The following is a 24,172-nucleotide window of genomic DNA, read 5'->3' as shown; positions in this document are numbered from 1 at the left end:
CCCTTCCCGCTGAAGGGGTTTTTTTATGCAGGAGTTTTTCAACTCCAATAATCATTTTCGACTGCCGCAAACCGAAACACGCCATTTCTGGAGCTTTGAATGATTTTGCAGCGATCTTCCTCCACCGCTCTACCGACAAGCAGAATTATCGTTCTTATCCTGGCCTTTCTCCTGTCGGGCATGTGCGCCCTGGCCTATCAGGTTGTCTGGGCCAGAATGCTCTCCCTTGTTTTCGGCAGTACCAATCAGGCCATCTCTACTGTCCTGGCTGTCTTTATGCTTGGTCTGGCCCTTGGGAGCCATGCCGGAGCGAAACTGAGCAGGCGTGGCAAGAATCTTGGCATTATATACGGTTGGCTGGAAATCGCGCTTGGATGTTACGCACTCGCCTTCCCCTTCATTCTTTCCAACATGGAACCTATCCATGCGGCCATATTTTCGGCGTCGTATGATTCTCAGCTGTCTCTCGCCCTGTACAGATTTCTCATCGCCCTGGTATTGCTCATCATTCCAACGTCGCTCATGGGGGCGACCTTGCCAGTGCTCGCGCAGTATATCGAAAAGGATGCAGGCAAGGCCGGGTCACGCATTGGAATTCTGTACGCCATCAACACATTCGGAGCGGCTCTTGGCTCGTTCTCCAGCGCGTTTCTTGCGATACCGTACTACGGACTCAACTGGACCATATATTTCGCGGCGATTTTAAATGTGATGGTAGGGCTGGCATGCATCTTCCTGCTACGCGACACGTTCATGGAAAGTGCTGAGAAGCCTCTGGCGACTTCAAATAAAAAGAAAAAAGTCGAAACACGAAAAGATCGTCTTGATGATGCCGCCTTGATCCCTTTTGCACTTCCGATTTTCATTCTTTTTCTCATCGGGACAATTGGAATGCTGCTCGAAAACGCATGGAGTCACGCCCTTGTTCTGGTCTTCGGGACTTCGGTTTACGCCTTTTCGACCATGCTCACAGCCTATCTCATCGGTCTTTCGGCCGGATGTTATTTTGCGGCAAGATACCTGCTTCCCTATTGCTCCACCAGATTTCTTGCTGGCCTGCTCATCCTCGACGGTTTGACCATTTTGGCCATCACACCAGTCATTGGCTTTCTGCCCGCGTGGTTCGTCACCATTTTTGGCGACATGCAGGCTCAGTGGCACATGGTCGTGGCCAAGGAATTCCTGGCCTGCGCCGCGCTCATGTTCCTTCCAACTTTCATCGGAGGAGCGACTTTCCCCCTCTGTTTACACATCATCACACGTTCCAGGCAAAACCAGTCCGTAAGCACCGGTGTGTCAACATCCATCGCCTATATCTGGAACACGGCTGGGAGCATTTGCGGAGCCTTGGTAGCTGGTTTTATCATCATACCGCTGGTAGGATCGGAACGCTGCCTTATCATCGCGGCCAGCCTGGCTCTGGGCGGCGCGGCAGTGGTCCTCCTCGGCACCAAACCCCAGACTTCTTTCCGCAAGGTTTTCGCAGGCTTCATCTTCCTCATAGCCCTGACCGCCCCGGTCTTCTTCACCACCTGGGACGCAACAAAAATGAACTCGGGCGTCTATGTCTATTCGAAGTTCTTTGACTCCGAAAGCGCTCTGGAACGGGAAATGAAGAACTACGATCTGATTTTCTACAAGGAAGGATCCGCAAGCGTTGCAGTTCTTGAGTCCTCGCTTGGGCACAGGTTCCTGAGAGTCAACGGCAAGACGGACGGATCCAGCGAAGGTGACAATACCACGCAGATGCTTTTGGGCTACCTGCCGTACTTATACGCACGAAACACCGCAGACGCCCTTGTCATTGGTCTAGGAACAGGCATCACCTCGGCATGTGTACTCGATCTTCCCGTGAACTCCGTCGAAAGCATTGAGATCTCTCCGGAAGTCGTTGAAGCTGCCGGTTTTTTCTCCGCGCTGAACGATCGCGTTTTTAACGATCCCCGATCCACAATTCGGATTCTCGATGGTCGCACGTGGCTCTCTTCCATGCCTAAAAAATACGACATGATCATTTCAGAGCCTTCGAATCCCTGGCAGACGGGCAACGCCAACCTCTTCACTGCGGATTTTTTTCGTATAGCCGGGAACAAGCTCAATGAAGGTGGCATCCTGTGCCAGTGGATTCCGTATTACAACATGGACAGTTCACATTTTAAACTGATCATAAAATCCCTGCAAAGCGTCTTTCCCTATGTACACCTCTGGATGTCTGGGACGGACACGTTTTTGCTAAGCTCAATGCAGCCCCTTGAAATCAATGTGGAACGCCTCAGCCACTTGTTTGAAACATCAGATGTCCGCAAAAAATTTGAGGACATGCATATTAACACCCCCGGATCGCTACTGAGCTTCTATTACCTTGACAACAATTCTTTGCAAACAATGACTCTCGGAATAACTTCATTGAACACGGATTCATTTCCCGTCGTTGAATTTCATTCTCCAAAATTTTTGCTCGGCCCCAATCGCCCGGACATTTTTTTCGACATTCTGGAAGCGTCCTACGCATCATCCCTTAGAATTTCCGATTCCGAGTTGGACACAAACGCACGCTATCTCCACCGACGAAACTTTTATTCCCACTGGAGAATTCCAGACAGGGTCACGGAAGAAATGCTGCGCCGATCACTCAACTAAACCATCCCTGTACGTACCGACATTCATGAACCAGCAAGTACCCGCACCCTGCCGCGCCATTACCGGCGAAGTCATTTACGTGGATTCGGGCTACAACATCATGGGCATCTGAGCCTGACTGCCCCGCTACTGACACCAACCCCTTCCCGCGAAGGGGTTTTTTGTTGGCTTTCGTTTGACTCTTTGCCTGCCGCCGAGTGGCAGCGTCATTCACGGTTCGACATGCGTGGTCCAAAGAGAAAAAATGGATTCCCGTCTTCGCGGGAATGACGCCTATTGGTCCCGACAAATATGCGTTCTGTCCAGTTTGCATGGACACAGCGGAATCCCGCACAGATCCATGTAATTCCCGCATATCTCCAGGTCATTCCCGCGAAGGCGGGCCATGTCGGGCAACAGCGCGGAATCCATCTTTCAGCAGCTCATCATCGAACTAATGCACACCAACGCCTCAAGGCCCGTTGTCGGTATGGCACTCGGCCTCGTCGGCTGTCTGACTGAGCCAGGCATCGTTTGTTGAATCGTTGCCTGTTGCACGGCCTGAATTTTCCGTCCTGCACGCAACGATTCAACTCTACGAGGCCGGAGAAGGAGTTCCGGCGGGGCCGAGGGGCATGCCGACAACGGGCCGCGTGCCGCAACGGCAGCTCGAATCTTGAGAGAATCGTGGGCTTTCGCCTTCACGAGGATGACGTTGTGGCATCACGTGTCATTCGCATTTCTTCCTGCCACCTTGCCCATCGCAGCCGGATGTTTATTCCCTGTTAGTTCTCATCCTCACCACAAACCGGAGGCCACACTCATGGAAAAAATACATGCCGTCTGCCCGAACTGCCAGACCGTCAACGCCGTTCTCACCGAACGCATCCGCCAGAACCCCGTCTGCGCCAAGTGCGCCACGTCCCTCCTGCCCGTAAACCCAGTGGAACTCACGGACCAGACCTTCGAGCGCTTCATCACCCGCTCCACCCTGCCCGTGCTGGTCGATTTCTGGGCTCCGTGGTGCGGGCCGTGCAAGATGATGACTCCGGCCTTTAGCCAGGCTGCCGCAGCCCTCCAGGGGCAGGTGATCCTGGCCAAGATGGACACCGAGGCCCAGCGCACCGTTCCTGCCCGCTTCAACATCCAGTCCGTTCCGAGTCTGGTCCTCTTCCGGCAGGGCAGGGAAACCGCTCGCACGGCCGGAGCCATGCCCGCCGCCCAGATCCAGGCCTGGGTGAAAGGACAACTGTGAAGATCTCCAACAAACGGTCCATCTTTTCGTAAGAACACAACGGAACGATCATGACGGCTAGAAACGTCCAAAAAGATGGTTTAGCGCAACAGCAGCCCTTCGATTTTTGAAAAATGACTGTCCCGCGTGTACAGGGGAAGCCCATGCTGGGCAGCCGTCGCCGCGATCCAAATGTCGTTAGTGGGTATGGGCGTCCCGCTGCGACGCAATTGGTTGAGGATGGCACAATAATGTTGAGCCGTGTAGACATCGACGGGATACAGGGCCACTCGGGGAGAATCGAGAAATATCCCAAGCTCCCTTTTGTTTTCGTCTTCCCGCGTGCCCCCTTTGAAGCCGGAAAAGAGTTCTCCCATGGATATAACGCTCAAGCCGATGTGCTCCGCCTGCCGTAAAGCGCCTACTATCTCCTGATCGCCGCGAAGGGCACCGGAATAGATGTTGGTATCGATGAGCATCCTGTTCATGCCCAAAGCTCTTCGTCGATCTGTCGCTGTGTGTCGATCCTGCCTTGAATGGCCGCGTATTCCTCGGCGCTCCAGACGCCAAAGAGGCTGTCCAGATCGTCCCATTCCCTCGAAAATCGCCTCTCCTTACCCATGCCCAACTGCTTGCGCAGGGTGTCCAGCACAAAATTATTGACGCTCTTGTCCTCTTTCTTGGCAGCAACCTTGATACGTTTGGACAAATCCTCATCCACACCGCGAATACTCAATGTCTTCATCTTTGCCTCCATTTATGACATCACTTTGCATTTAAAATATGCTTTCACTCTGAAGATTGTCAACGGCAAGATAAAATCAGACCCAAAAGCCGTGATCGATCTTAAATTTTGATTTCGGACAATTTTTCCCTTGCCAAACAAAGTCCTCTGACATAGAGACGTTTTTCCCGATCGCGGAGAGGTGGCCGAGTCTGGTTTAAGGCGCACGCCTGGAAAGTGTGTGTACCTCAACGGGTACCGGAGGTTCGAATCCTCTCCTCTCCGCCATTTATTGAAAAATGAAAGGGAAGCCGGGTGGCGGAAACGCTGCCAACCCCGTCAGGTCCGAAAGGAAGCAGCGGTAACAGTTGTTTTCGGGTACCCGGCTTCCCTGGCAGGTGCGAATTTTTTCGCTCCTGCCTTTTTTTTTACATTTGGAGTTGTTCTTCCGCGCGCACAACCCTTCCCCATCCTCATCGGATCATTATAATCACCAATAACGCGCATTCATGTTTCCAGTTTCCATCCCGTGCCCATATCGGTTACAGGATCAAACTCATCAAGGAGGACTTGTGACAAAATTCTCATTCTTGGGAGCCATCATTCTCAGCCTTGGAATTGTCTTGCTGACCATGCCTGACCTGGCCGAAGCAAGACGTCTGGGTGGCGGTGGCTCTTTCGGGAGCAGGCCGTCCTATTCCAAAAGCTATCAAAAACCCGCGGCGCCCACTTCCTCGCAAACGAAACAGGCAGCACCCGGAGCCTCTCCCATGGGTGGACGCGGCATGTTTGGAGGACTTCTCGGCGGCATGCTCATGGGCGGCCTGCTCGGTTCGCTCTTTTTTGGCGGCGGTTTTTCCGGGATCTCTTTTATCGACATCCTGCTCATCGGCGGAGGTCTTTTTCTGCTCATGCGTTTTCTGCGCAGCCGCCAACCGGCAACGCAGACCGCAGGAGGACCTGCCCGGGTTCACGACATGAACCGGGGTGCATGGGACAACCTGCGCAGCTCGCAGCAGCACGCCGCATCCACGGCTCCCGATTACCCGGCAGGATTTGACGCCGAAGACTTCCTGCAAGGCGCCAAGGCTGCATACACCCGTCTTCAGGCGGCCTGGGACGCCCGCGACTTGAATGATCTGCGACAGTTCACCTCCGAGGACGTCTTTGCCGAAATCCAGGCTCAGGCGGCGGCGGACCCCAACCCCGGAAAGACGGAAATCCTGCTTCTCGAAGCCACTCTTCTTGAAGTCAAGACTCTGGGCAATCAGACCATCGCCACGGTTCTTTTCGACACCATGCTGCGCGAAGACTCGACCTCGGCGCCAGCCGAACAGGTTCGCGAGGCATGGCACTTCAGCCGTTACGAATCCGGCGGCGAAAAGCACTGGGTAGTGGAAGGCATCCAGCAGCTGGAAAAATGATGCACGAGGGTAACTCCCGCGATATCGACGACATCACCTGCCCGATCTGCGGCAAGCCCGCGCGGATCACGGGCAGGTGAGCCGTGGCGCGCATCTCCTGCAGGTACTGCGGGAGCGACGTCCTGGCCAGCGCGTACAAGGACGCCATCGAAGCGTACAAACAAGGCTTGTGCTCCGGGGATGATTCGGACCTGGGCGCTCTTTGAGACCACAAACTTCATTTCATAAGGAAACCGTACATGAAAAGAATCCTCTCCCTGACGGTGCTCTTTTGTGCCGTTGCCGTGTCCGCTCTGGCCGCCGCTCCCGAGGCTGCCCTCAAGGCCCTGTCCCTGGGCAATGAAAAATTCGTCCTGGAGCAGAGCCTTGCCCCGGCTCCCCTGGCCATCGTCATCGCCGATCCGGCCATTTCCGTGCCCGCAACCGAACTCTTCGGCCTCAGCGAATCACAGCTCGCCGTGGTCAAGCCCGAAGGCGGCTTTGGACCCACGACCGGCATTGCCGTGCAGGCTGTGGATCTCACCGCGCCCCTGGTCGTTGTTCTCGGACTGACCGAAGACGCGGTGTGGACGGTTTATGCCAATACGCTGGTGGCTTCTCCCGACCTGATCCATGCGGTGCTGAAGGGCCAGATTTCAGCCGTGGGAGCCACGGTCGACGCGCAGAGCGGAGCCGTCAAGGTCCTGGGCGCTCACCCCGAACTGCAGATTCTGGTCGGACAGTACCTGCTCTCGCAGCCTTCCGGAACCGAGACCGAAGGGGCGGCTGAACCCGCTTCAGAAGTCGCTCCCGAAACAGAAGCCGCGACCGAACCGCAGGCGGCCGTGACGGAAGAAAAGGCCGCCACCGAAACCCATGAAGCCGTGGTGCAGGAAGACGCCGCACAGACGGAAAACCACGCTGCTCCCGCCGAAGCCGCACACGCCGCACCCGCCGAGGACGCCCAGGCCGGACAGGAATCCGGAGGTTCGGGTTTCATGCTTGTCCTGGTATTCATCGCTGCCCTTATCGGTGTGATCGTGTTCATGGACAAGACCGTGCTCAAAGCCTAGTCGCGCGGGCACTTAAACTCCGTTTGCAAGCGGCGCATGGCTTCGGCCTTGCGCCGCTTTTTTGATTGCCGGCCCAGTTGCGTCTCCCCCGGCAAAAGAGACTTTTTCCCCGCAACACTCCTTGAAATGCACCGGAAGCTGCGCTAAAATCGAGAACCTTTTCTCAAGCATCAGTCACGCATCATTCACGCACAAGATCGCAGCCAAGGCTGCTCACCTCAAACATTCAATCAGGGGTTCAACATGTACATCAAACGTTTTGTCCTGGCATTTCTGCTCGTCCTTGCTCCGTTTGCGGCCATGGCGTCAGCTCCCGGCGTCCACCCCGTAAGTCCCGATACAGGGCTCAAGATGCTTACCGAGGGCAACCTGCGCTTCGCCCTGGGCCAATCGACCCACCCCAACACCAGTTTTTCCAGACGCCTGCTGACCACCACTGAGGGACAGGCCCCCTTCGCGACGGTCATCGCCTGCTCGGATTCGAGAGTCCCCGTTGAAATTCTTTTTGATCAGGGCGTCGGAGATTTGTTCGTCATCAAGGTGGCCGGCAACGTGGCCGACACCGATGAAATCGGGTCCGCCGAATATGGAGTGGATCACCTCGGCACACCGGTGCTGATGGTGCTCGGGCACACCTATTGCGGCGCCGTCACGGCCGTGACCACCGGAGCCGAGGTCCATGGCAGCATCCCCGCCCTGGTGGACAACATCGTGCCTGCGGTGGAAAAGGCCCGCCACGAGCACCCCGACGCCGACACACCCGAACTCATCGTCAAGGCCATTGAAGCCAATGTCTGGCAAGCCATCGAAGATCTCCTGGGCAAGAGCCACGCCATCGCCGACCGCGCCAAAGACGGCCGCGTCGTGGTGGTTGGGGCCGTGTACGACATCCTGACCGGCAAGGTGAACATTCTGGGCACTCATCCACGTCAGACCGAGCTTCTGGGTGGAGTGACGCCCCCGGCCCACGCCGACGCCGCCATGCACGCCGAGCCCGCAAAAGATGTCGTCGCCCATGCGGAACCGGCTCACGCGGAACCGGCCCATGCGGAGCCTGCCGACGCCGCCCATACGGAACCCGCCGTGGAAAAGGCCAAGGCTGAAGGCCACGGCGAGGCGGCTGAAGCCCCTTCGTCCGGAGGGTTCGGATTCTTCTCCTTCATCGTGTTCGTCCTGCTGCTCATTGGAGCGGTCTTCGCGCTCGACAAGAAGATACTCAATCCCGATCAGAACTAGGACACAAACCCGGCCCGGCCGGGTTTCTCATTTCCGGGCGCCAGGATTGCCGACGACAGACCGTAAAAGTTTGCATCCCGGCCTTGTTCAACCACGGAGGATTGGGTAGATACTCGCAATGACGCCCCTCAATTCCCGTGGAGTCCCCATGATTCGAATTTTATCATCTCTCGTCCTGATCATTTGTCTGGGCTCCGTTTCCGGACTGGCCCAGGAATCGCTGACCTGCGGCGTCGCGATCGGGTTCCCGCCGTATCAGTTCGCCATTGATGACGAACCTGCCGGATTCGATGTGGACGTTGCAAAGGCAGTCTGTGCCCGGCTTGGGGTTGCGGCCCGTTTTAAGCAGGGCAAGTGGGACGATGTCATAAACATGCTCCTCTTCGACCGGATCGACATGGTCGTGGGCATGGAGGTCAACGCTTTCCGCCACGGATATTTCGAGTTCTCCACACCCTACGCCACGCGCCACGACGTGGTCTTTGTCCTGGCAAACAGCACCGTGTCCAGGGTCGAGGACCTGTTCGGGCTCGTCATAACCGGAGACAGGCATTCCTTTGTGGAATTGCGCTGGAAAGAAGTGGGCATCCATCAGAAAATCCGCATCATGCAGACCGGGAGCAAGGAAGAGTCCATGGACCTGCTGGCTCGCGGAGAAACAGCGGCCGCCATCATGCCGCTTGAAGTCGGCAAATACCTGGCCGCCCTGAGGGGGCTTGAAATCCGGACGCTCATCAATCCGGACCCTGGCTCCGATGTCGCCATCGCGCTCCGTAAGGGCCACCCCGAATTGCTCAGTAGAATAAACGGGGCGCTACGGGATCTTCAGGCTGAAGGAAAACTCGATGCCCTGGCCCGCAAATGGTTTTCGAGCACCGCCCCGACAAGACGGAACTAGAAACGCCCGCACTTCCCCACCGGCTATTGAAAGTTGCAACTGCCCGGCCGGCAAACAATGGAGAAGTCGAGGAACAAAGAAAATCCAGGCCTGAAACGTATCATTACCTACGCTTCGGGCCTGGACCCTTTTAGCAGTGATGGCTCAGATCGTCGTTTCGGGACAGGCTGCTAGCCGTTGGAGGCGTTCAGGACCGTGATCTGATCGTTCAATGTCCAGAAATCATAGATGTACCCAATCAGAAAGAATCCTCCGGTCAGCATGTACAGGACACCCGTAACCCACTTGCCCATGTACATGCGGTGCACGCCCAGAACACCAAGAAAGGTGAGCAGAATCCAGGCCAGGGAATAATCGATGCGTCCGGGCCGAAAACGCAGCGCGGCCGAGCGTTCCATGGACGGGATCAGAAAAAGGTCCACGATCCAGCCGATGAAAAGAAGGCCCAGGGTGAAAAAATAGATCGTCCCGGAAATGGGGCGTCCATAATAAAAACGGTGCGCGCCGGTGAATCCGAAAACCCAGAGCAGATAGCCCATGAATGTACTGTGTGTTTCAACCATATTCTCTCTTTGCATGAATGCTCCCTGTTTCATTGAATTTTCCGCCGACAGTCCATATGGTTTCGCGAAGCGAAATTGAGGGCGGACATTGCCAGGCCAGTGCCGCGTCGTTTCTGAATTGTTGACCTTTTCTACTCAAAAAGCAATGATCCCGGCAACTCCCATCCACAAGGAACCGCATCCCCATGATAAATAAAGATCGACTGATAAACACATTTTTCGACCTGGTCCGCCTCGACAGTCCCTCCGGACAGGAGAAACCCGTGACCGACCATCTGTGCGCCCTGCTCCGTGCCCGGGGCTATGACGTCCACGTCGACAACGCGGGCACTTTTTTCGGCGGCAACTCAGGCAACGTCATTGTCCGCGTGCCCGCCACCGGCCCCGGCGACGCCATGGCGTTCTCGGCACACATGGACTGCGTGGATCCCTGCCTGGGCGTTGAACCCGTCCTGACCGACGGAATCATCCGCTCCGCCTCGAACACGGTCCTCGGCGGCGACGACAAGGCCGGCATCAGCGCCATTCTTGAAGCCCTCTTCCATCTTGAGGAGGACGGCATCCCCCACCCCGAACTTTTCCTGCTGTTCACGGTCTGTGAAGAGTCCGGGATGTTTGGGGCCAAGCACATGGACTTTTCACGGGTCAAGGCCCGGGAGGTCGTGGTCCTCGATTCGAGCGGGGACGTCGGCACCATCATTGTCCGCGCGCCATCCAAGGCCGGCATGACCATAACCTTCCATGGGCGCTCGGCCCATGCCGGCATCGAGCCTGAAAAAGGGATCAGCGCCATCCAGATGGCAGCCAATGCGATCAGCCGCATGAAGCTTCTGCGCATCGACGAGGAGACCGTAGCCAATCTCGGACGCATCGAGGGCGGCGGACAGACGAACATCGTCCCGGACAGCGTGACCCTGACCGGAGAGGCCCGGGCACAGAGCAACGCAAGGCTCATGGCCCAGATCGAACACATGCGCCTGTGTTGCGTCGAAGCGGCCCAGGAAGCGGGCGGAAACTTCGATTTCAGCCATGAAATCTCCTACCCTGCCATGGACGTCCCCGCCGACAGCAAACTCCTGCATCGCGCCCTGCATGCCTGCAACGATCTGAACCTCATCGCCGCGGTCAAGGGCACGGGTGGCGGCAGCGACGCCAACATCTTCTCCGGCCAGGGCCTGTCCTGCATCAACCTTGGTATCGGCATGAACCGGGTGCACACCACGGACGAGTTCATCCGGATCGACGACATGGTAAAAGCCGTGCAACTGACCGCGGCGCTCATGCAGAGATAGGAGGCCGGGAGATTCCGCGATGTGCGGCCCGCGACCCACTGTCGGCACGGCCCTCGGCCCCGCCGGAACTCCTTCACCGGCCTCGTAGAGTTGAATCGCAGCCTGCAGGGCGGGCAATCAGGGCGACGCACCAGGCTGCGATTCAGCAAACGATGCCTGGCTCAGTCAGACAGCCGACGAGGCCGAGGGCCATGCCGACAGCGGGTCTTGAGGTGCTGGCGGGGGATGTCATTCTTGCGGACAGGTGCAGGAAAATGGTTTGGTCCATCCCGCCTACCTATCTGGGGACACTTTGCGGCAATAGCATGATGACGAAGGGAGAATTGCAGCGCCCTTGCGCTCAAACGCAAACGGGCGACCCTTGAGCCGCCCGTTTCGTTTTTTTGTGAAGCCTTTCGATTCCGCCTAGCCCATCTTCTTGGCCAGGAGCTGATTGACCAGCCCCGGGTTGGCCTTGCCCTTGGATTTCTTCATGACCTGGCCGACAAAGAAGCCGGTCAGCTTCTTGTCACCGCCCTTGTACCGCTCAACTTCCGACGGATTCTCGGCCAGAACCTCGTCGACCAGGCCTTCGATGGCCGAAGTGTCCGAAATCTGCACCAGGCCCTTGGCCTTGACGTAGGCCTCGGGATCGCCGCCGGTCTCGAAAAGTTCCTTGAACACGCCCTTGGCCATGCTGCCGCTTATCACGCCGTCATCGACAAGCTTGACCAGCCCGGCCAGATCCTCCGGCCGAAGCTTGCATCCGTCCAGCGTCACGCCGCGGTCGTTCAGCTCGCGCAAAACCTCGCCCATGACCCAGTTCGAGATCTTCTTGGGCTCGTTGTGGGTCGCAAGCGCGGTCTCAAAATAGTCGGCCACCTCTTTTTCCGCCGTCAGCACCTGGGCGTCGTAAACGGGCAGCCCCAAAACATCCTGGAAACGAAGACAGCGGGCCTCGGGCAACTCCGGCAGCTCGGCCCGCCACTTGTCCATCCACTCTTCCTCGATGATCAGGGGCAAAAGATCCGGATCGGGAAAATAGCGATAGTCGTGAGCCTCCTCCTTGCCGCGCATGGAGCGGGTCACGCCCTTGACCGTATCGAAAAGCCGGGTCTCCTGTATGACCTGCTCCCCGTCCTCGACCAGATCGATCTGCCGCTCCACCTCGTACTCGATGGCGCGCTGGATGTTGCGGAAAGAGTTCATGTTCTTGAGTTCCGCGCGGGTGCCGAATTCCTCCTGCCCACGAGGGCGAATGGATACGTTGGCGTCGCAGCGAAAGCTCCCTTCCTCCAGATTGCCGTCACAGATGCCCAGATAAACCAGAATGGCGCGCAGGCTCTTCAGGTAGGCCACGGCCTCCTCGGCGGAACGCATGTCCGGCTCGCTGACGATTTCGATGAGCGGCACTCCGGCCCGGTTCAGGTCCACGTAGGACGCGTTGTCTGTAGATGAATGAATGTTCTTGCCCGCGTCGTTCTCCATGTGGATGCGGGTGATGCCGATGCGCTTCTCCCCCTTTTCCGTGTGGATGACGATGTGTCCGTGCTCGGCCACGGGCAGCTCGAACTGCGATATCTGGTAGCCCATGGGCAGGTCGGGATAAAAGTAGTTCTTGCGCGCGAAAAGGGAGCGACGATTGACGGTGCAATCCACGGCCATGGCCATCTTGACCGCGTATTCCACGGCCCGGGCGTTCAGGACGGGCAGTTGGCCCGGCATCCCGGTGCAGACCGGACAGGTATTCTCATTGGGCCCGGCCCCGAACTGGGTCGAACAGGAGCAGAAGATCTTGCTCCTGGTCCTCAGCTGGGCATGGACTTCAAGGCCGATGACCACTTCGTAATCGCGCATACTGGCTCCTTCCCGCGTCAGCCCGCGACAGGCTTTGCGGCATACAATTCCGGATTGAGGGCCGGATCGTTATACATTTTGCACTGAAAATAGACCTTCGGGCTTTTTACGCCCTGGGCGTAGTCGTCGATCAGCTCCAGAATGGACCGGGAGAGGTCCCGGTGCTGGGCTTCAAGCAGGGCGAGCCTGTCCCGGCAGCTCTCAAGGTGCCCGGCGTCCACGTCCACGCGACCCGTTTGCTCGCGCATGTGAAAAATCTTGAGGCTCAGAATGGAGAGGCGATCCAGAGCCGCGCCCAGCGTCTCGGTATTGAAGCGGCGCGACTCCTCGGGCAGAGCCTTCTGGGCGGCAAAAGCGGCCACGGCACGCACCAGCCAGGCATCGACCTGCTCCATGAGATCGTTTCGCTGCTGGTTGAGACCGTCGATCTCACGCTTGCAGCCGGTGATGACGCTGTCGTCCACATCCTTGCGCCTGGCCCTGTCCTCGACGTGCCAGAGCAGAAAATTCTTCAGATGCTGGCGCAGGACAAGTCCCACCAGCCCGTCGCCGGGACGCGCCGGGAGGTCCGCCGGGGCCTCCTCTTCATGCCACAGGGCGACGCTCTCGAGCTGCGCCGTCCAGGCCTGACGCAAAAGATCCTTCAGAGTCAGGGGGTCCATGGGCTGCATGATCATTCCTTATTTCTTGAGCAGAAGATAGACGCGGCTTTCGGCTTGCAGATGCCCGGCCAGAAATTCGGCCCTCTGCCCCGCGCCGCAAAAAAGATCCAGGCGGCTGCCCTTGATGGCGCCGCCACGGTCCTGGGCCAATCCCAGAAACGCCGTCCGTGTTTCCGTGCCGCCCGCATCCGGCAGCGCGGCATCCACGGCCAGGATCGTGCCAAGGGGCAGAAAGGCTGAATCAGTAGCCATGCTGACCATCGGCGTCAATGTTCGCCCCATGGCCCCAAGCGGTCCATCCTGCGCCAGCCGGAAAAAGACGTAGCTCGGGTTGGTGTTCAGAAGTTCCCGGACTTCGTGCGGATGCTCGCGCAGATAGGCCCGGATGCGCTGCATGGACATCTCCTCCGCCGGGACAAGCCCGCGTTCGATCATGACCTTGCCCAGGGAAACGTATTCGTGACCGTTCTTGCCTGCGTAAAGGACATGGCGCACCGAGCCGTCCGGCAGGTTCAACCGGCCCGAGCCCTGCACCTGCAAAAAGAAGACGTCGACGAAATCGCGGGTCCAGGCGATGGGCGTCTCCGTCTGGGCCAGAGCGCCCTGGACGTCGATCTCCTCCCTCGAATGATACGGCGCGATGCCCTTTTCATCCAGGCGATAGGTCAGCCGCTGCCCTTTCCAGCGCGGATGAAACCGGCCCAGATCGGCGCTGCGCAAATCGGCCGGGAGTCCGTATATGGGCACCGGAAATCGCGGGTCCGGCTCAAGGCTGCCATCCATCCATGGCTCGTAGTAGCCGGTCATGAGCGGCTTTGGCCGGACTTCGAGCCAGCGGAACTCCCGGGTCAAAAGTTCCGGATCTTCCGCGAGCCTGGGGACGAGCAGCCGCATGTGCTCCAGCGAGTCTCCAAGCTCCCCCCATGTGCACGCCGGGCCGTCCGTACCGAAAGGCTTGCTGTCCGCGGGACGGGTACGCACGTAGGCCAGGGAGTGCTCGATGGCCCGGGTCAGCGCGGCCGGATCATCAGCCGCAGTGGCCGCGACACGCGCCGCAAGATCCCCCCCGGGCCTCTGCTCCACAAGCAGGGGCTGCCTGGGCGCCACGGCGCAGGCGCACAGCAGCGCCAGACACAGACACGCCGCAAGCAGTCTCCTCACAGGCTGCGCCCCTTGTCCGTGATGCGCGCATCGAAATACTTGCCAACCCCGTACTCCATGCGCCTGAAGAAACGCTTGGGATCAGGGCCGATGATCTGCATTTCAGGATGCTTCTGCTGCATTTCAAGGGCGATGTTCATCTCCTTGGTGCAGCCGGTGGAGAAGGTCGAATCCTTGCCGTGCCATTCCGCGGGGACCGCCTCGCCCATCAGTTCGAAGCTGGTCTCGATGTCGGCCACGGTCTGGAAACGCCAGACATCGATGAACCCGCTGCGCTGGACCCGCTCCCACATGTACATGAGATCATCCCCGTCCATCCCTTCCACGAAGTGTTCGGCGGGGTTGATGATCAGGAGGTTGGCGTGCCTGGACCGCAAATGGGAGACAAAAGTGTTCACGACGCCAAGGGCGACCTTGGTCTGCCCCGGTATGCTGCCGATGATGGCGCTGTAGAACATGACCTGACGGCCCATTCCCCTGGCCGTGCGCATCTGCGCGATGATGGCGTCGGACTGGGCCACGATCTGGGATTCGGTGATCTTGGTCACGCGCGATGATTTTTCCTTGAAGCGGACCTGGTCCAACCCGTCCCGGTCCCGGTACAGGCAGAGAATGTCGCGCGTGAAGAGGTGGGAATTCTTGATCAGCCTGCGATGATGGGGGAAATCCTTGGCAATGATCAGGTCCGCCTCTTTCCAGGAGCGGGCGAAAGTCACACTGGTGCGCCACAGATTGAGCCGCTCGCGGGTGCCGTCGGAGATGACCAGAAGCGGGCTCTCGCGCTGGGCGCGCAGGAGTTCGTTCTTGCTCATGCGGCTGTTTTCCACAAAGAGAGCCTCGCCCAGGGCGTCCTGCAGGGCCTTGTCGTGCTCTGCGTCCCAGATCACGGTGCTGTCCAGACAAAAGCCTTCCTTCAGAGCCAGGATGACCTTGTGCCCCAGACGGATCAGCACACGGATGAGGCGCAGATCGAAGATGATCCCGCCACTGCTGCCGGGCAGATACAGAATCTTGAGCTTTCTCTGTTCGCTCGATGGGCCCATGATCCTGGTCATGATCTCGGCGAACTCCGGCCACGGAGCGCATATCTTATCGAAAAAGGCAGGGTCGTCGCGGACCGTGTCCGGCTGTTCCCAGATCTGCGAACGTAGCGACAGCCTGCAGAGGCGGGCCATCTCAAGCAATTCGAGTTCCCAGCGCAAGTGTTTGATGCTGGAGCAGCCCAGGTTGGATTCGGGACAGGCATAAAGGCTTCGGGTCATGTCCGGGCTGTTCATGAAATCCAGGGCGCGCTTGTTGGCCTGGCGCTTTTCCCTACGCTGCGGATCGTGAACCCCGCTCATGGCCATGAAGATGGTCATGAGCTGCTTCAAAAATCGGGAAGGGATGAGAAACGGAGCATGAAGCACCTGCCGGACCTTGTGCCGGGACAGGGCGAAAATCTTGCGACGGGTGTAACGATCCTTGATGTTGATGCGCGCCAGATGCACCAGCATGCGCCATTTCTCCCGGTACTCCTGGCGCAGGGCCGAAGAAAGGCGGGTGTGCAGAAGATTCTCGAACATTTCGTCAGAACAGGGCACGAAGACCTGGTCGTCATCGACGTCGACCATGAAACGCAGCTGCTCCTGCTGGGCATTTTCAGCCGGGTTGACCGTGGGCTCGATATTGTTTTCGGTCATGAAATGCAGCAGCCAGGCGTCCAGATAGGGGTCCAGGCCGTAGCGCAGTTCACGGACCGAAGTAAAATCCGGCAATTTGGACATCAACACTCCCGTCTGTATAAGGGACAATGGGTTTCATGCCAGCGGAAAGCAGGCTCCGCGCATGCAAGATCGCCCGATAAATTGGCCTGTAAACCATCCCCGGTCAAGCACCGGCTTCGCATGCCGCAGGGGACAAGCACGGCCCGACACCAGGGTTTGAAGGCTCTCCCTGGGCCTTGAAAACAAAAAGGCGCACGGGCATCACGCTCGTACGCCTTGCGGCTTTCGGGCCGGGGAGAATCAGTTGCCGCCGCTGATCACGAAACCCTTGGTGGAGGGGCCGGTGGAAGCGGAGGTGCCCGCAATCTTGGAGAGATAGGTATCTCCGAGGGTATCGATATGCGTGCCCACATTCTCGAAATAGTTCATGTGGGCCTGCTCCTCTTCGATGATGGTCTCGAAAAGCTTGGCGCTGATGGCGTCGCCGTTGTCACGGCAAACCAGCAGGAACTGGCTGTAGATATCGATGGTGTCGTCTTCGAGAACCGCGTCGTAGGGGTAGATGCTCCGCACGTCCTGGGCCTTTTTCAGTTCGCCTTCATACGATGTGGTCGGCTCGCCGCCCAGTTCCTTGATGCGCTCGGCGAACATCTCGGCATGGCGCATTTCATCGATGGCGATGAGCTTCATCTTGGCGGCCAGTTCGCCATAATCCATGCTGTCCAGACCGTAATGCTGGTTCATGTACTGGGTGATGGCAAAAAGCTCCATGGCGCGAGCCTGGTTCAAGGCGTCGATGACGTTCGCCCTGCGCTCTTCTCTGGGAAGTCTTGCGGTCATGTTTTTCTCCTGGAATATTCATGGTTCATTGATTCAACAAAAGATGCGATGACCCTAGCAAAGACCGGGGGCGCGGGGCAAGTCATTTCAAAACCGATTTCAAGCTTTAGCCTCTTGAAGCCCCGTCGCTTCGAGCGTAAGCAGCTTTTTTTTACATCTTGCGACAATCAGGAATCTGCATGCTCGTCTACGCAAAACTCGTCGGGTCCGTCTTCTTCTGGGGCGCCACCTGGATCTCCGGGCGCGTCCTGGCCCAGGACATGGGCCCGTTCTCCGCCGCCCTGCTCCGCTTCGTGACCGCCTCGATTTTTCTTTTCCTGTGGTCCTGGCACGCAGGCCACGGCTTCCCGCGTTTACCCAGAAAGGAAATCCTGCCCGTGGCCTTTCTCGGCCTGACCGGCATCTTCCTCTACAACGCCTTCTTCTTCACCGGCCTGCAGACCGTGCCGGCCGGTCGAGCGGCGCTGATCATCGCCTCCGTGCCCGTGGTCATCGGAGTCATGTCGGCCCTGTTCCTGGGAGACAAGCTCACCACCGCGAAAATCCTGGGCACCCTGCTATCCTTGAGCGGGGCAGCCATCGTCCTCTCCGGCGGAAATCCCCTGGTCCTTTTTCACGGCGGACTCTCGCGCGGGGATCTCATGATTCTCGGCTGCGTGGGCGCCTGGACCGCCTATTCCCTGGCCGGCAGCAGGGTCATGCGCAGGCTCGACCCGCTCCTGACAGTGACCTGGTCCTGCCTGCTGGGCACCCTCATGCTCATCGGTCCGGCCCTGACCCACGGCCTGACGGCCGACATCGCCCGGGCAGGGCTGGTGGACTGGGCCAACATCCTCTTCCTGGGCGTCATCGCAACGGGCGTGGCCTTCACCTGGTACTACGCCGGAATCAAGGCCATCGGCCCGGCCAGGGCCGGAATCTTCATCAACCTGGTCCCGGTCTTCGCCATCACCATGGGCTACGTCATCCTGGATGAACCCGTGACCTCCTCGCTGCTGAGCGGCGGTGCCATGGTCATCTCCGGGGTGTATCTGGCGAACAGGCCGGCAACAGCGACAAAACCCTGATCGGCACCGTACGGACTGCTCCCTCCACCATGTGCCAATGCACACCTGTTCATCCTTCCGAGGCATAGCCGAAACGTTGTGGCGATACACATCGACACTGCTGTATCATTCTTTTTTAACTGAAAAAAAATAAAACCTACAAAACAGGTCCACTAGAATGCCGACACATTCTTAATTTTAGACAAAACGCACATGACCGAATAATATTCACAATATTATTGCAAACATGCGTCATAGCCTGTACGGAATACAAAAACCTGCAGGCTCTGAATCTCATTCTCTTCACTCTTCATGCGCGCCCGGCCCCTGCAGTCAATACTCTTTAGAGGAGGGTGCCGGCGATGCGCGTTTTTTTCCCAGTGACACTGTACTGCCTGACGTGCCTTTTTGTGACGGCCACGGCCGCCGAGGCTCTCGTGTTTCCGGACATGAACGGCGCGCGCGTCGAGGACCGCAGGCCGACCATCACCGCACCCCTGCCGCCGGGGACCCTGAACCCCGGTCCGGAGACCGTGCGCATGGCCCTCGACGACGTGGACATCACCGCTCTGGCCGTCATCACCGAGACAACGGTCAGCTACACTCCGGAAGCCGACCTTGACTTCGGCGCGCACAGCGTCATCGTGGAGGTCCTGGGCCAGGACGGCCAGCCTCTGCCCCAGGAGCACTGGAGCTTCTTTGTCCCGCAATCGGAGACCTGGGATCGGGCCAGCGCCTCGTTCCAGCTCGACACGGAGCTGAACGCAAAGCTGACCGAGTACCCCGGCAACACCGGGCCGGATTGGCAGGCCCAGACCGCGGGCACCCTGTCCACCGTGCTGGAAAGAGGAAAATTCCGGGCAACGCTGGACGCCAACGGCTGGTTCGTGGACGACAGCGACAACTATGGCGGCCAGGACAAGTTCAGCCTCAACGCCTACCTGCTCAAACTGGAATACGACGGGCAGAGCCTCTCCCTGGGCGACGTCAGCGTCGAAACCACGGAACTCGCCGGCGGCCAGCTGGCCCGGCGCGGCGGACTCTTGGAGCTCAACGCGGGAGAAACGGCCGTGCAGGGCTTCATCCTGCGCAGCAACACCGTGGCCGACTTCGACCATCTGCTCCCGGTGGACGAATCGAACCAGCGCTTCACCGGAGTCACCCTGACCCAAGGGCTGTACCCGCAGAAAAACGTCCTGCTCAAGGCCACGGCGGTCACCGGGCAAAGCGGCTCGGCCGACAACGTCTCGGGCAGTGATCTCATCCCCGAGACCAAGGGCCAGATCTACAGTCTGGGGTTGTCCGGCACCATCGTGGACGAGCTTCTGCTGGGCGAAGTCGAATACGCCCGGAGCAACTACGACCAGGACACGCGTGGCCCCTACGGATCGAAGCGGGGCGAGGCCTGGCGGAGCAGGCTTTCCGGCCGCTATGACACCCTGGACTACGGCGGCGGCTACTCCTCCCGGGACAGACACTTCCAGAGCGTCATCAATCCAGGGGCCATCAACAATCGCAAGGAGTACATGCTTCATGCCTCGAAATCCTTCGAGGAATCGAGCCTGTCCTTCAACGGCGCGCACAGCTACGACAACGCCGAAAAACTGGACAACATCCCGACGGTGCGCAGCACGGCCCTCGACCTGGGCTACACGCTGAACAAGGCGGACTGGCCCTTCCTCTTCGCCAACGCCAACCTGAGCTGGCAAAAGAGCGGTCACGAACCCGACAATTTCGACGCCATCGACAACCAGTCCCGCATCCTCTCCTTCGGCCTTTCCCTGGCCAGGGAGACCTGGAGCATCGTGCCCAGCTATGTCTTCACCTCCTTCGACGACAAATCCGGGGCCGACATGGACAGTTTCTCCCATCAGATGCTGCTGTCGCTTGGCTGGCAACCCCTGCCCGTCCTGTCCCTCAACCCGGCCCTGACCTACGCCCGGACCGAGAGCGACCCTGGCAGCCTGGTCGTTGAGGACTGGCTGGGGACCCTGACCGCCACATGGCTGATCACGGACTCCCAGAACCTGAACCTGACCGTGTCGGGCCTCGACTCCCGGGCCGATGACGACTCCATGCACACGACCGCCTTCACCGGACAGGCCCAATACAACTGGATTCTGGGCGGAACCTTCCTGGAAAGCGTGACCAGGACCCTGGGGCTGCGCGGGCAGTACTCCAAAACCCGGGACCACATCAGCAACGACGACAATGAGGAATACGTGGCCTTTCTTTCCCTGAACTTCAGCATTCCGGTCACATGGCCATGAGTGAGGAGCACCGTATGATCACCACCCTCCGGCATCCACCGCGGCAGCCCCTGCCGCTCATCTGTCTGGCCTGCATCGCCCTGCTCCTCATGGCACCGGTCCCGGCCCCGGCCGACCCCAACATCACCGCCACACCGCGCATCGCCAACGTCTCGCCCGGCACGCAGAGCCCGGTGCAACTGATGTACACGGTCCTGGATACCATACCGAACGCCTCCTACGTCGCCACCTCCACCCAGGGGCAGTTTTCCACCCCCAGCGGCGACTCCCTCGGAACCTTGCAGCGCACGGTCAGCATCAACGTGCTCAATTCCAGGGGCACAGGCACGGAACTCCTCGTAGTCCCGGCCCGGGTCATCGCCGCAGCCATGAAGGCCGGCGCAGGACAGATCATTTTCACCCGCACCTTCGACCCCAGCGCGCTGGACATCCCCGAGGGGACCCTGGAAACAACCCTGCAGATCGTGCCCGCCCCGGCCGGGCAATTCGCGCTCATCGGCCTGCAGCTCGAATTCAACCAGCCCGCGCCGGGAGACGCCCCGCGCCCCGATTCCGGTGAACGCATCACCGTACCGCGCAACACCAAGGGCCTGCGGGCCGCGGCCATTGTCACCTACAACGGCCAGGGCCTCCTGCGCGGCCGTTGGGTCGCGGACGGGCAGATCCTGGGTTTCGTGACCAAGCAGCTCCTGCCCGGCATGCGCGAGGCCATCATCGCCAGCCCCGCGGTGCCGGCCTTCCCGACCTACGCCACGGGCCTGCACACGGTACGCTTTGAAATCATCGAACCCGTCCCGGCCTTCGACCTGCCGAGCCTGCAGTACTTCGTCACGGCGGAGGAGAGGATCCCCAATCTCCCGACCGTCGCCCTGCAGGCGCCCCTGGACAGGGAGCATGTGGCCCTGTCGTCCGAATCGCCGCCGGTCTTCTCCTGGTCCCCGGCGCATGAGGGGGCGACCTACCTCTTCCGCCTCTACACCCTCGAACCCGAGGCCATGACCCGCCCGCTGACGGGCTTCGACACGTCCTCTCCCGTGCTCGCGGCGCGGACCGGGCGCAACTACTACATGCTCTCGGTCTTCGACCTGGCCAGGCTGGTCACCAACTCGCCCCACGCGTGGCAGGTCCAGGCCCTGGTGGACGGCCGGCCGGTGGCTTCCAGCGACTACCGCATCGTCGTCTTCTCCGGCGCGGCCTCGGAACTGGAGCTGGTGGTCCCCCTGCGCGACCAGGGGGTTTCCGGAAAATAACGCCTTTTGCCATGGAACCGGTCCCTGACCGGTACCAAACCATGCGAGGGTTGCCATGAAACCATGGACTGCTTTCTTCCTGATGGCGGCCGTTTCGACCGGGCTGCTCATGGCCCGGAACTTGAGCGCCGATTCCCTCTTCACGAAAAATCCGAGCGTTCAAGCCGTGCAGGGCGCGGGCACGCCGGAAACCTCGGCAGCGCAGAATGCACAGCCCCAGGGAAATGCAGCCCTGCCCAAGAAAATCAAATACTCGAAGGGAATGTCCCCTGGCTCGCTGGCGGCACTTGCCGACAGGGACATCATCGAGCTCGCGCCGGGGCGATACCTCAAAATGGGCGACGCGCGCCGCCTGGCCGCCATCGCCCAGAAGTTCAAGACCGCGCAGCCGGGCAGCCGGCGGCCTCCGGAGTTGCGGGCCAAGCCCGCCGCCACTGGCAGGCCCCTGAAGAACCCCTCCGACCTGGCTTCGGCCTTCACGCTGCCGGACCAGAAAACCGTGCAGCTGCCTTCGGGCCGCACCTACACCGCGGGACTGGTCAAGAAGGTCCGGGAGGACGTGGAGAAGGGGCTGGGCCGCAGGGTCGACCAAATTCCGCAGCGCCCCGACAGCACCGTGCTCGAGTCCCCCCAGGGGACGCGGATCACTGTAGGCGAACTGAAGAAAGCCCTGGCCGAGAGAAGAAAAACGTCCCCGAACTCAACCCGGCCCAAGCCGTAAGGGAGGGGATGCATCATGAGCGTTACAAAACTCTTCCTCCGGCTGCTCCTCGCGTCGCTTCTTGCCGCAGCCATGACATTTTTCTCACCGACCGTCGTCCGGGCCGACGTGCTGGACGACTTTCTTGGCCTCCTGGTCGATGTTGAAAACGAATTCGGCCCGATTCCCTTTCTGCCCATGAGCGCCACGGAAGTTCAGGCCTCCAGGGAGCTGATCCAATGCCTGGTCGAAGCCGACGGCCCAGACGGCGTCATCGACTGCATTCAGATCAGCGACTCCCCGCTCGCACAGGAAATCACCTCGACGGCTTCCGAGGAATACGAAAAATCCGGCCTCGACCAGCTCGCGACGCCCCCGAACATCAGCCTTCCGCCCCAGGTCGAGGAACTCCTGGAACTTTACCTGGCCTTTGTACAGGTGGATTTCTGGGAGATCGTGAAAAAGCTCGGCCGAACCGCCATCTGTATCATCGCAAGCGTCATGGCCGCCGGGCTGGATGTCTGCGCCCTGATCGAAGAACTGATCGAAATCGGCAAGGCAGTGCTCGGTTCCTTCGCGGCTGTGGCGGAATTTTTCAAGGATATCGGCGAAGGATTCTATGACGCCGCGGAAATGGTCGCCTGCGAACTGAACATCATCGACTGCGGTGATGGGACGCCGCGGGAACTGTTTGCCTATAATTGGGTGTTCAAACCGATGGTTCTTCCCGAAGGGCTGCAGGCCATCACGCACGACGATCAGGGCAAGATGGGGCAGCTGGTCGAGTCCCTGAAAGCTGATGCGAACAGCGCTCCTCCAAAGTGGCATGACCCGCAAATGATATCCCGATGTTCGCAAAAAACAGATATGACAGACCTCTTTTGCAATCTGTCGTTCGAGAGTGAACACGTGAATAAGGCTTTGGATTACTATATAAAAGCTGTCGAAGTACAATGGAGGCTGGAAGTGGCGGAAAAAACCCTCCCAGCCATGGACGAGCAAAGAAAGGCTTTCCAACAAAAGGTCAGCATCGACACGCTCATCGATAAACAGTTGCCGGGATTTTTCAGTGAAATAGAAAAAACCCTTGGCTCAAATTCCCCAACGATTGTCGACATCAAACACAACGTCGGCTCGGAATGCAGCCAACACCTCGCACAGTCCGGACTGGCCCACGTCGAGCGCTGGGTGTCGAAGTACCCCGATGATGCGGCAACGCTGAAAGCGAAATCGCACAGGGCATGGTGCAACGAGGACTACATCGTCGAACATGCCGAGAATTTCGCGAGCCGAATACGGAAAAACGTCCAAGACAAGTACTGTCCTGTGCAGAACAACAAGATCACGTGCCCGTCTCTCGTCAATTTCGACGTCTGCTACAGATCCATGGGATATGTGCAGAATCAGCAGGAATGCGACGTCAATGTCGCAAAAGTCGGATACGACGTCGCCGTGAAAATTGCGAATGAGCTCAAACAGCGTAAATCAACGCATACCTATGAAATCAGGAACTGGAGTTCGTCGCAGCCGACAAAACCGGCGGAGCTGGTGTGTGTACGACCGACGCAGATACTGAAGCAGCCCACGCCTCCGTCCGGATCCGCACCCAAGCCGCAGCTGCCGATACGAACTCCCCAGCCGGCGCAGTGACTCGCGTTG

General features: G+C 59.0%; 21 protein-coding genes, 1 tRNA gene and 1 other RNA gene. 15 read left to right on the top strand and 8 right to left on the bottom strand.

Features of this window, described 5'->3' with window-relative positions:
* Positions 1-99: 99 nt before the first annotated feature.
* Positions 100-2,640, top strand: a complete 2,541-nt coding sequence (locus tag H4684_RS14085) for a fused MFS/spermidine synthase (protein WP_192624216.1) — start codon at positions 100-102, stop codon at positions 2,638-2,640.
* A gap of 802 nt (positions 2,641-3,442) precedes the next feature.
* Positions 3,443-3,874 carry a thioredoxin TrxC gene (gene trxC / locus H4684_RS14080; protein WP_192624215.1) on the top strand — a complete coding sequence of 144 codons (432 nt, stop codon included), beginning with the start codon at positions 3,443-3,445 and terminating at the stop codon, positions 3,872-3,874.
* Between the two features lie 80 nt (positions 3,875-3,954).
* Here trxC and H4684_RS14075 read toward each other — a convergent pair whose 3' ends face one another.
* Together H4684_RS14075 and H4684_RS14070 are read right to left on the bottom strand one after the other, a co-directional pair.
* A complete protein-coding gene (locus tag H4684_RS14075; protein ID WP_092194173.1) occupies positions 3,955-4,341 on the bottom strand; it encodes a type II toxin-antitoxin system VapC family toxin in 387 nt (128 codons plus the stop codon).
* Positions 4,338-4,598, bottom strand: coding sequence for a toxin-antitoxin system HicB family antitoxin (locus H4684_RS14070; protein WP_092194171.1), 261 nt, complete (start codon positions 4,596-4,598; stop codon positions 4,338-4,340). The genes H4684_RS14075 and H4684_RS14070 overlap by 4 nt, the downstream gene beginning before the upstream one ends.
* Before the next feature lie 175 nt (positions 4,599-4,773).
* Here H4684_RS14070 and H4684_RS14065 point away from each other — a divergent pair.
* From H4684_RS14065 to H4684_RS14040, 7 genes are all read left to right on the top strand, one after another.
* A tRNA-Ser gene (locus tag H4684_RS14065) sits at positions 4,774-4,865 on the top strand.
* 14 nt (positions 4,866-4,879) lie between these two features.
* Positions 4,880-4,975, top strand: an RNA gene (gene ffs, locus H4684_RS14060) — signal recognition particle sRNA small type.
* Between the two features lie 174 nt (positions 4,976-5,149).
* Positions 5,150-6,001, top strand: coding sequence for a Tim44 domain-containing protein (locus H4684_RS14055; RefSeq protein WP_244150409.1), 852 nt, complete (start codon positions 5,150-5,152; stop codon positions 5,999-6,001).
* A gap of 83 nt (positions 6,002-6,084) precedes the next feature.
* Positions 6,085-6,207, top strand: coding sequence for a hypothetical protein (locus tag H4684_RS21005; RefSeq protein ID WP_264080956.1), 123 nt, complete (start codon positions 6,085-6,087; stop codon positions 6,205-6,207).
* A 33-nt stretch (positions 6,208-6,240) separates the two neighbouring features.
* A complete protein-coding gene (locus H4684_RS14050; protein WP_192624214.1) occupies positions 6,241-7,053 on the top strand; it encodes a hypothetical protein in 813 nt (270 codons plus the stop codon).
* A gap of 243 nt (positions 7,054-7,296) precedes the next feature.
* Positions 7,297-8,289: a carbonic anhydrase gene (locus H4684_RS14045; RefSeq protein WP_192624213.1), complete on the top strand. Its 993-nt coding sequence runs from the start codon at positions 7,297-7,299 to the stop codon at positions 8,287-8,289.
* A 148-nt stretch (positions 8,290-8,437) separates the two neighbouring features.
* On the top strand, positions 8,438-9,187 hold the full coding sequence (locus tag H4684_RS14040; protein ID WP_192624212.1) for a transporter substrate-binding domain-containing protein: 750 nt from the start codon (positions 8,438-8,440) through the stop codon (positions 9,185-9,187).
* A gap of 170 nt (positions 9,188-9,357) precedes the next feature.
* Here H4684_RS14040 and H4684_RS14035 read toward each other — a convergent pair whose 3' ends face one another.
* A complete protein-coding gene (locus H4684_RS14035; RefSeq protein ID WP_092194203.1) occupies positions 9,358-9,765 on the bottom strand; it encodes an NINE protein in 408 nt (135 codons plus the stop codon).
* Positions 9,766-9,935: 170 nt separating this feature from the next.
* Here H4684_RS14035 and H4684_RS14030 point away from each other — a divergent pair, with 170 nt between their 5' ends.
* Positions 9,936-11,042 carry a M20/M25/M40 family metallo-hydrolase gene (locus H4684_RS14030; RefSeq protein WP_092194162.1) on the top strand — a complete coding sequence of 369 codons (1,107 nt, stop codon included), beginning with the start codon at positions 9,936-9,938 and terminating at the stop codon, positions 11,040-11,042.
* A 405-nt stretch (positions 11,043-11,447) separates the two neighbouring features.
* Here H4684_RS14030 and gatB read toward each other — a convergent pair whose 3' ends face one another.
* The 5 genes from gatB to H4684_RS14005 all read right to left on the bottom strand — a co-directional run bounded on the left by gatB (position 11,448) and on the right by H4684_RS14005 (position 17,247).
* Positions 11,448-12,878, bottom strand: a complete 1,431-nt coding sequence (gene gatB / locus H4684_RS14025) for an Asp-tRNA(Asn)/Glu-tRNA(Gln) amidotransferase subunit GatB (RefSeq protein ID WP_192624211.1) — start codon at positions 12,876-12,878, stop codon at positions 11,448-11,450.
* 17 nt (positions 12,879-12,895) lie between these two features.
* Positions 12,896-13,549, bottom strand: coding sequence for a DUF4254 domain-containing protein (locus tag H4684_RS14020; RefSeq protein ID WP_192624210.1), 654 nt, complete (start codon positions 13,547-13,549; stop codon positions 12,896-12,898).
* Between the two features lie 9 nt (positions 13,550-13,558).
* Positions 13,559-14,701, bottom strand: a complete 1,143-nt coding sequence (mltA, locus tag H4684_RS14015; RefSeq protein ID WP_192624209.1) for a murein transglycosylase A — start codon at positions 14,699-14,701, stop codon at positions 13,559-13,561.
* Positions 14,698-16,467 carry an ARMT1-like domain-containing protein gene (locus H4684_RS14010; RefSeq protein ID WP_192624208.1) on the bottom strand — a complete coding sequence of 590 codons (1,770 nt, stop codon included), beginning with the start codon at positions 16,465-16,467 and terminating at the stop codon, positions 14,698-14,700. The genes mltA and H4684_RS14010 overlap by 4 nt, the downstream gene beginning before the upstream one ends.
* A gap of 240 nt (positions 16,468-16,707) precedes the next feature.
* Positions 16,708-17,247, bottom strand: a complete 540-nt coding sequence (locus H4684_RS14005; protein WP_192624207.1) for a bacterioferritin — start codon at positions 17,245-17,247, stop codon at positions 16,708-16,710.
* Between the two features lie 179 nt (positions 17,248-17,426).
* Here H4684_RS14005 and H4684_RS14000 point away from each other — a divergent pair, with 179 nt between their 5' ends.
* From H4684_RS14000 to H4684_RS13980, 5 genes are all read left to right on the top strand, one after another.
* Entirely contained in the window at positions 17,427-18,314 is an 888-nt protein-coding gene (locus H4684_RS14000; protein WP_192624206.1) for a DMT family transporter, read from the top strand.
* Between the two features lie 341 nt (positions 18,315-18,655).
* On the top strand, positions 18,656-20,563 hold the full coding sequence (locus tag H4684_RS13995; RefSeq protein WP_192624205.1) for a hypothetical protein: 1,908 nt from the start codon (positions 18,656-18,658) through the stop codon (positions 20,561-20,563).
* A 14-nt stretch (positions 20,564-20,577) separates the two neighbouring features.
* Entirely contained in the window at positions 20,578-21,813 is a 1,236-nt protein-coding gene (locus H4684_RS13990; RefSeq protein ID WP_192624204.1) for a hypothetical protein, read from the top strand.
* Positions 21,814-21,868: 55 nt separating this feature from the next.
* The gene (locus tag H4684_RS13985) at positions 21,869-22,534 is read left to right on the top strand and encodes a hypothetical protein (RefSeq protein ID WP_192624203.1); all 666 of its coding nucleotides are present in this window, start codon (positions 21,869-21,871) and stop codon (positions 22,532-22,534) included.
* Between the two features lie 177 nt (positions 22,535-22,711).
* The gene (locus tag H4684_RS13980; protein WP_192624202.1) at positions 22,712-24,163 is read left to right on the top strand and encodes a hypothetical protein; all 1,452 of its coding nucleotides are present in this window, start codon (positions 22,712-22,714) and stop codon (positions 24,161-24,163) included.
* Positions 24,164-24,172 lie beyond the last annotated feature (9 nt).

Source organism: Desulfomicrobium macestii, assembly GCF_014873765.1.
Lineage (GTDB): Bacteria > Desulfobacterota > Desulfovibrionia > Desulfovibrionales > Desulfomicrobiaceae > Desulfomicrobium > Desulfomicrobium macestii.
This window is presented reverse-complemented; position numbering and strand designations above follow the sequence as displayed.

What these genes read in the sequence shown, in the direction of transcription:
- H4684_RS14030 (WP_092194162.1), top strand. Translation starts at nt 9,936, where the DNA reads ATGATAAATAAAGATCGACTGATAAACACATTTTTCGACCTGGTCCGC.
- H4684_RS14070 (WP_092194171.1), bottom strand. Translation starts at nt 4,598, where the DNA reads ATGAAGACATTGAGTATTCGCGGTGTGGATGAGGATTTGTCCAAACGT.
- H4684_RS14020 (WP_192624210.1), bottom strand. Translation starts at nt 13,549, where the DNA reads ATGCAGCCCATGGACCCCCTGACTCTGAAGGATCTTTTGCGTCAGGCC.
- H4684_RS14010 (WP_192624208.1), bottom strand. Translation starts at nt 16,467, where the DNA reads ATGTCCAAATTGCCGGATTTTACTTCGGTCCGTGAACTGCGCTACGGC.
- H4684_RS14035 (WP_092194203.1), bottom strand. Translation starts at nt 9,765, where the DNA reads ATGCAAAGAGAGAATATGGTTGAAACACACAGTACATTCATGGGCTAT.
- H4684_RS14045 (WP_192624213.1), top strand. Translation starts at nt 7,297, where the DNA reads ATGTACATCAAACGTTTTGTCCTGGCATTTCTGCTCGTCCTTGCTCCG.
- H4684_RS14040 (WP_192624212.1), top strand. Translation starts at nt 8,438, where the DNA reads ATGATTCGAATTTTATCATCTCTCGTCCTGATCATTTGTCTGGGCTCC.
- H4684_RS13995 (WP_192624205.1), top strand. Translation starts at nt 18,656, where the DNA reads ATGCGCGTTTTTTTCCCAGTGACACTGTACTGCCTGACGTGCCTTTTT.
- H4684_RS13985 (WP_192624203.1), top strand. Translation starts at nt 21,869, where the DNA reads ATGAAACCATGGACTGCTTTCTTCCTGATGGCGGCCGTTTCGACCGGG.
- H4684_RS14050 (WP_192624214.1), top strand. Translation starts at nt 6,241, where the DNA reads ATGAAAAGAATCCTCTCCCTGACGGTGCTCTTTTGTGCCGTTGCCGTG.
- H4684_RS13980 (WP_192624202.1), top strand. Translation starts at nt 22,712, where the DNA reads ATGAGCGCCACGGAAGTTCAGGCCTCCAGGGAGCTGATCCAATGCCTG.
- H4684_RS14075 (WP_092194173.1), bottom strand. Translation starts at nt 4,341, where the DNA reads ATGAACAGGATGCTCATCGATACCAACATCTATTCCGGTGCCCTTCGC.
- H4684_RS14085 (WP_192624216.1), top strand. Translation starts at nt 100, where the DNA reads ATGATTTTGCAGCGATCTTCCTCCACCGCTCTACCGACAAGCAGAATT.
- H4684_RS14005 (WP_192624207.1), bottom strand. Translation starts at nt 17,247, where the DNA reads ATGACCGCAAGACTTCCCAGAGAAGAGCGCAGGGCGAACGTCATCGAC.
- H4684_RS13990 (WP_192624204.1), top strand. Translation starts at nt 20,578, where the DNA reads ATGATCACCACCCTCCGGCATCCACCGCGGCAGCCCCTGCCGCTCATC.
- trxC (WP_192624215.1), top strand. Translation starts at nt 3,443, where the DNA reads ATGGAAAAAATACATGCCGTCTGCCCGAACTGCCAGACCGTCAACGCC.
- gatB (WP_192624211.1), bottom strand. Translation starts at nt 12,878, where the DNA reads ATGCGCGATTACGAAGTGGTCATCGGCCTTGAAGTCCATGCCCAGCTG.
- H4684_RS14000 (WP_192624206.1), top strand. Translation starts at nt 17,427, where the DNA reads ATGCTCGTCTACGCAAAACTCGTCGGGTCCGTCTTCTTCTGGGGCGCC.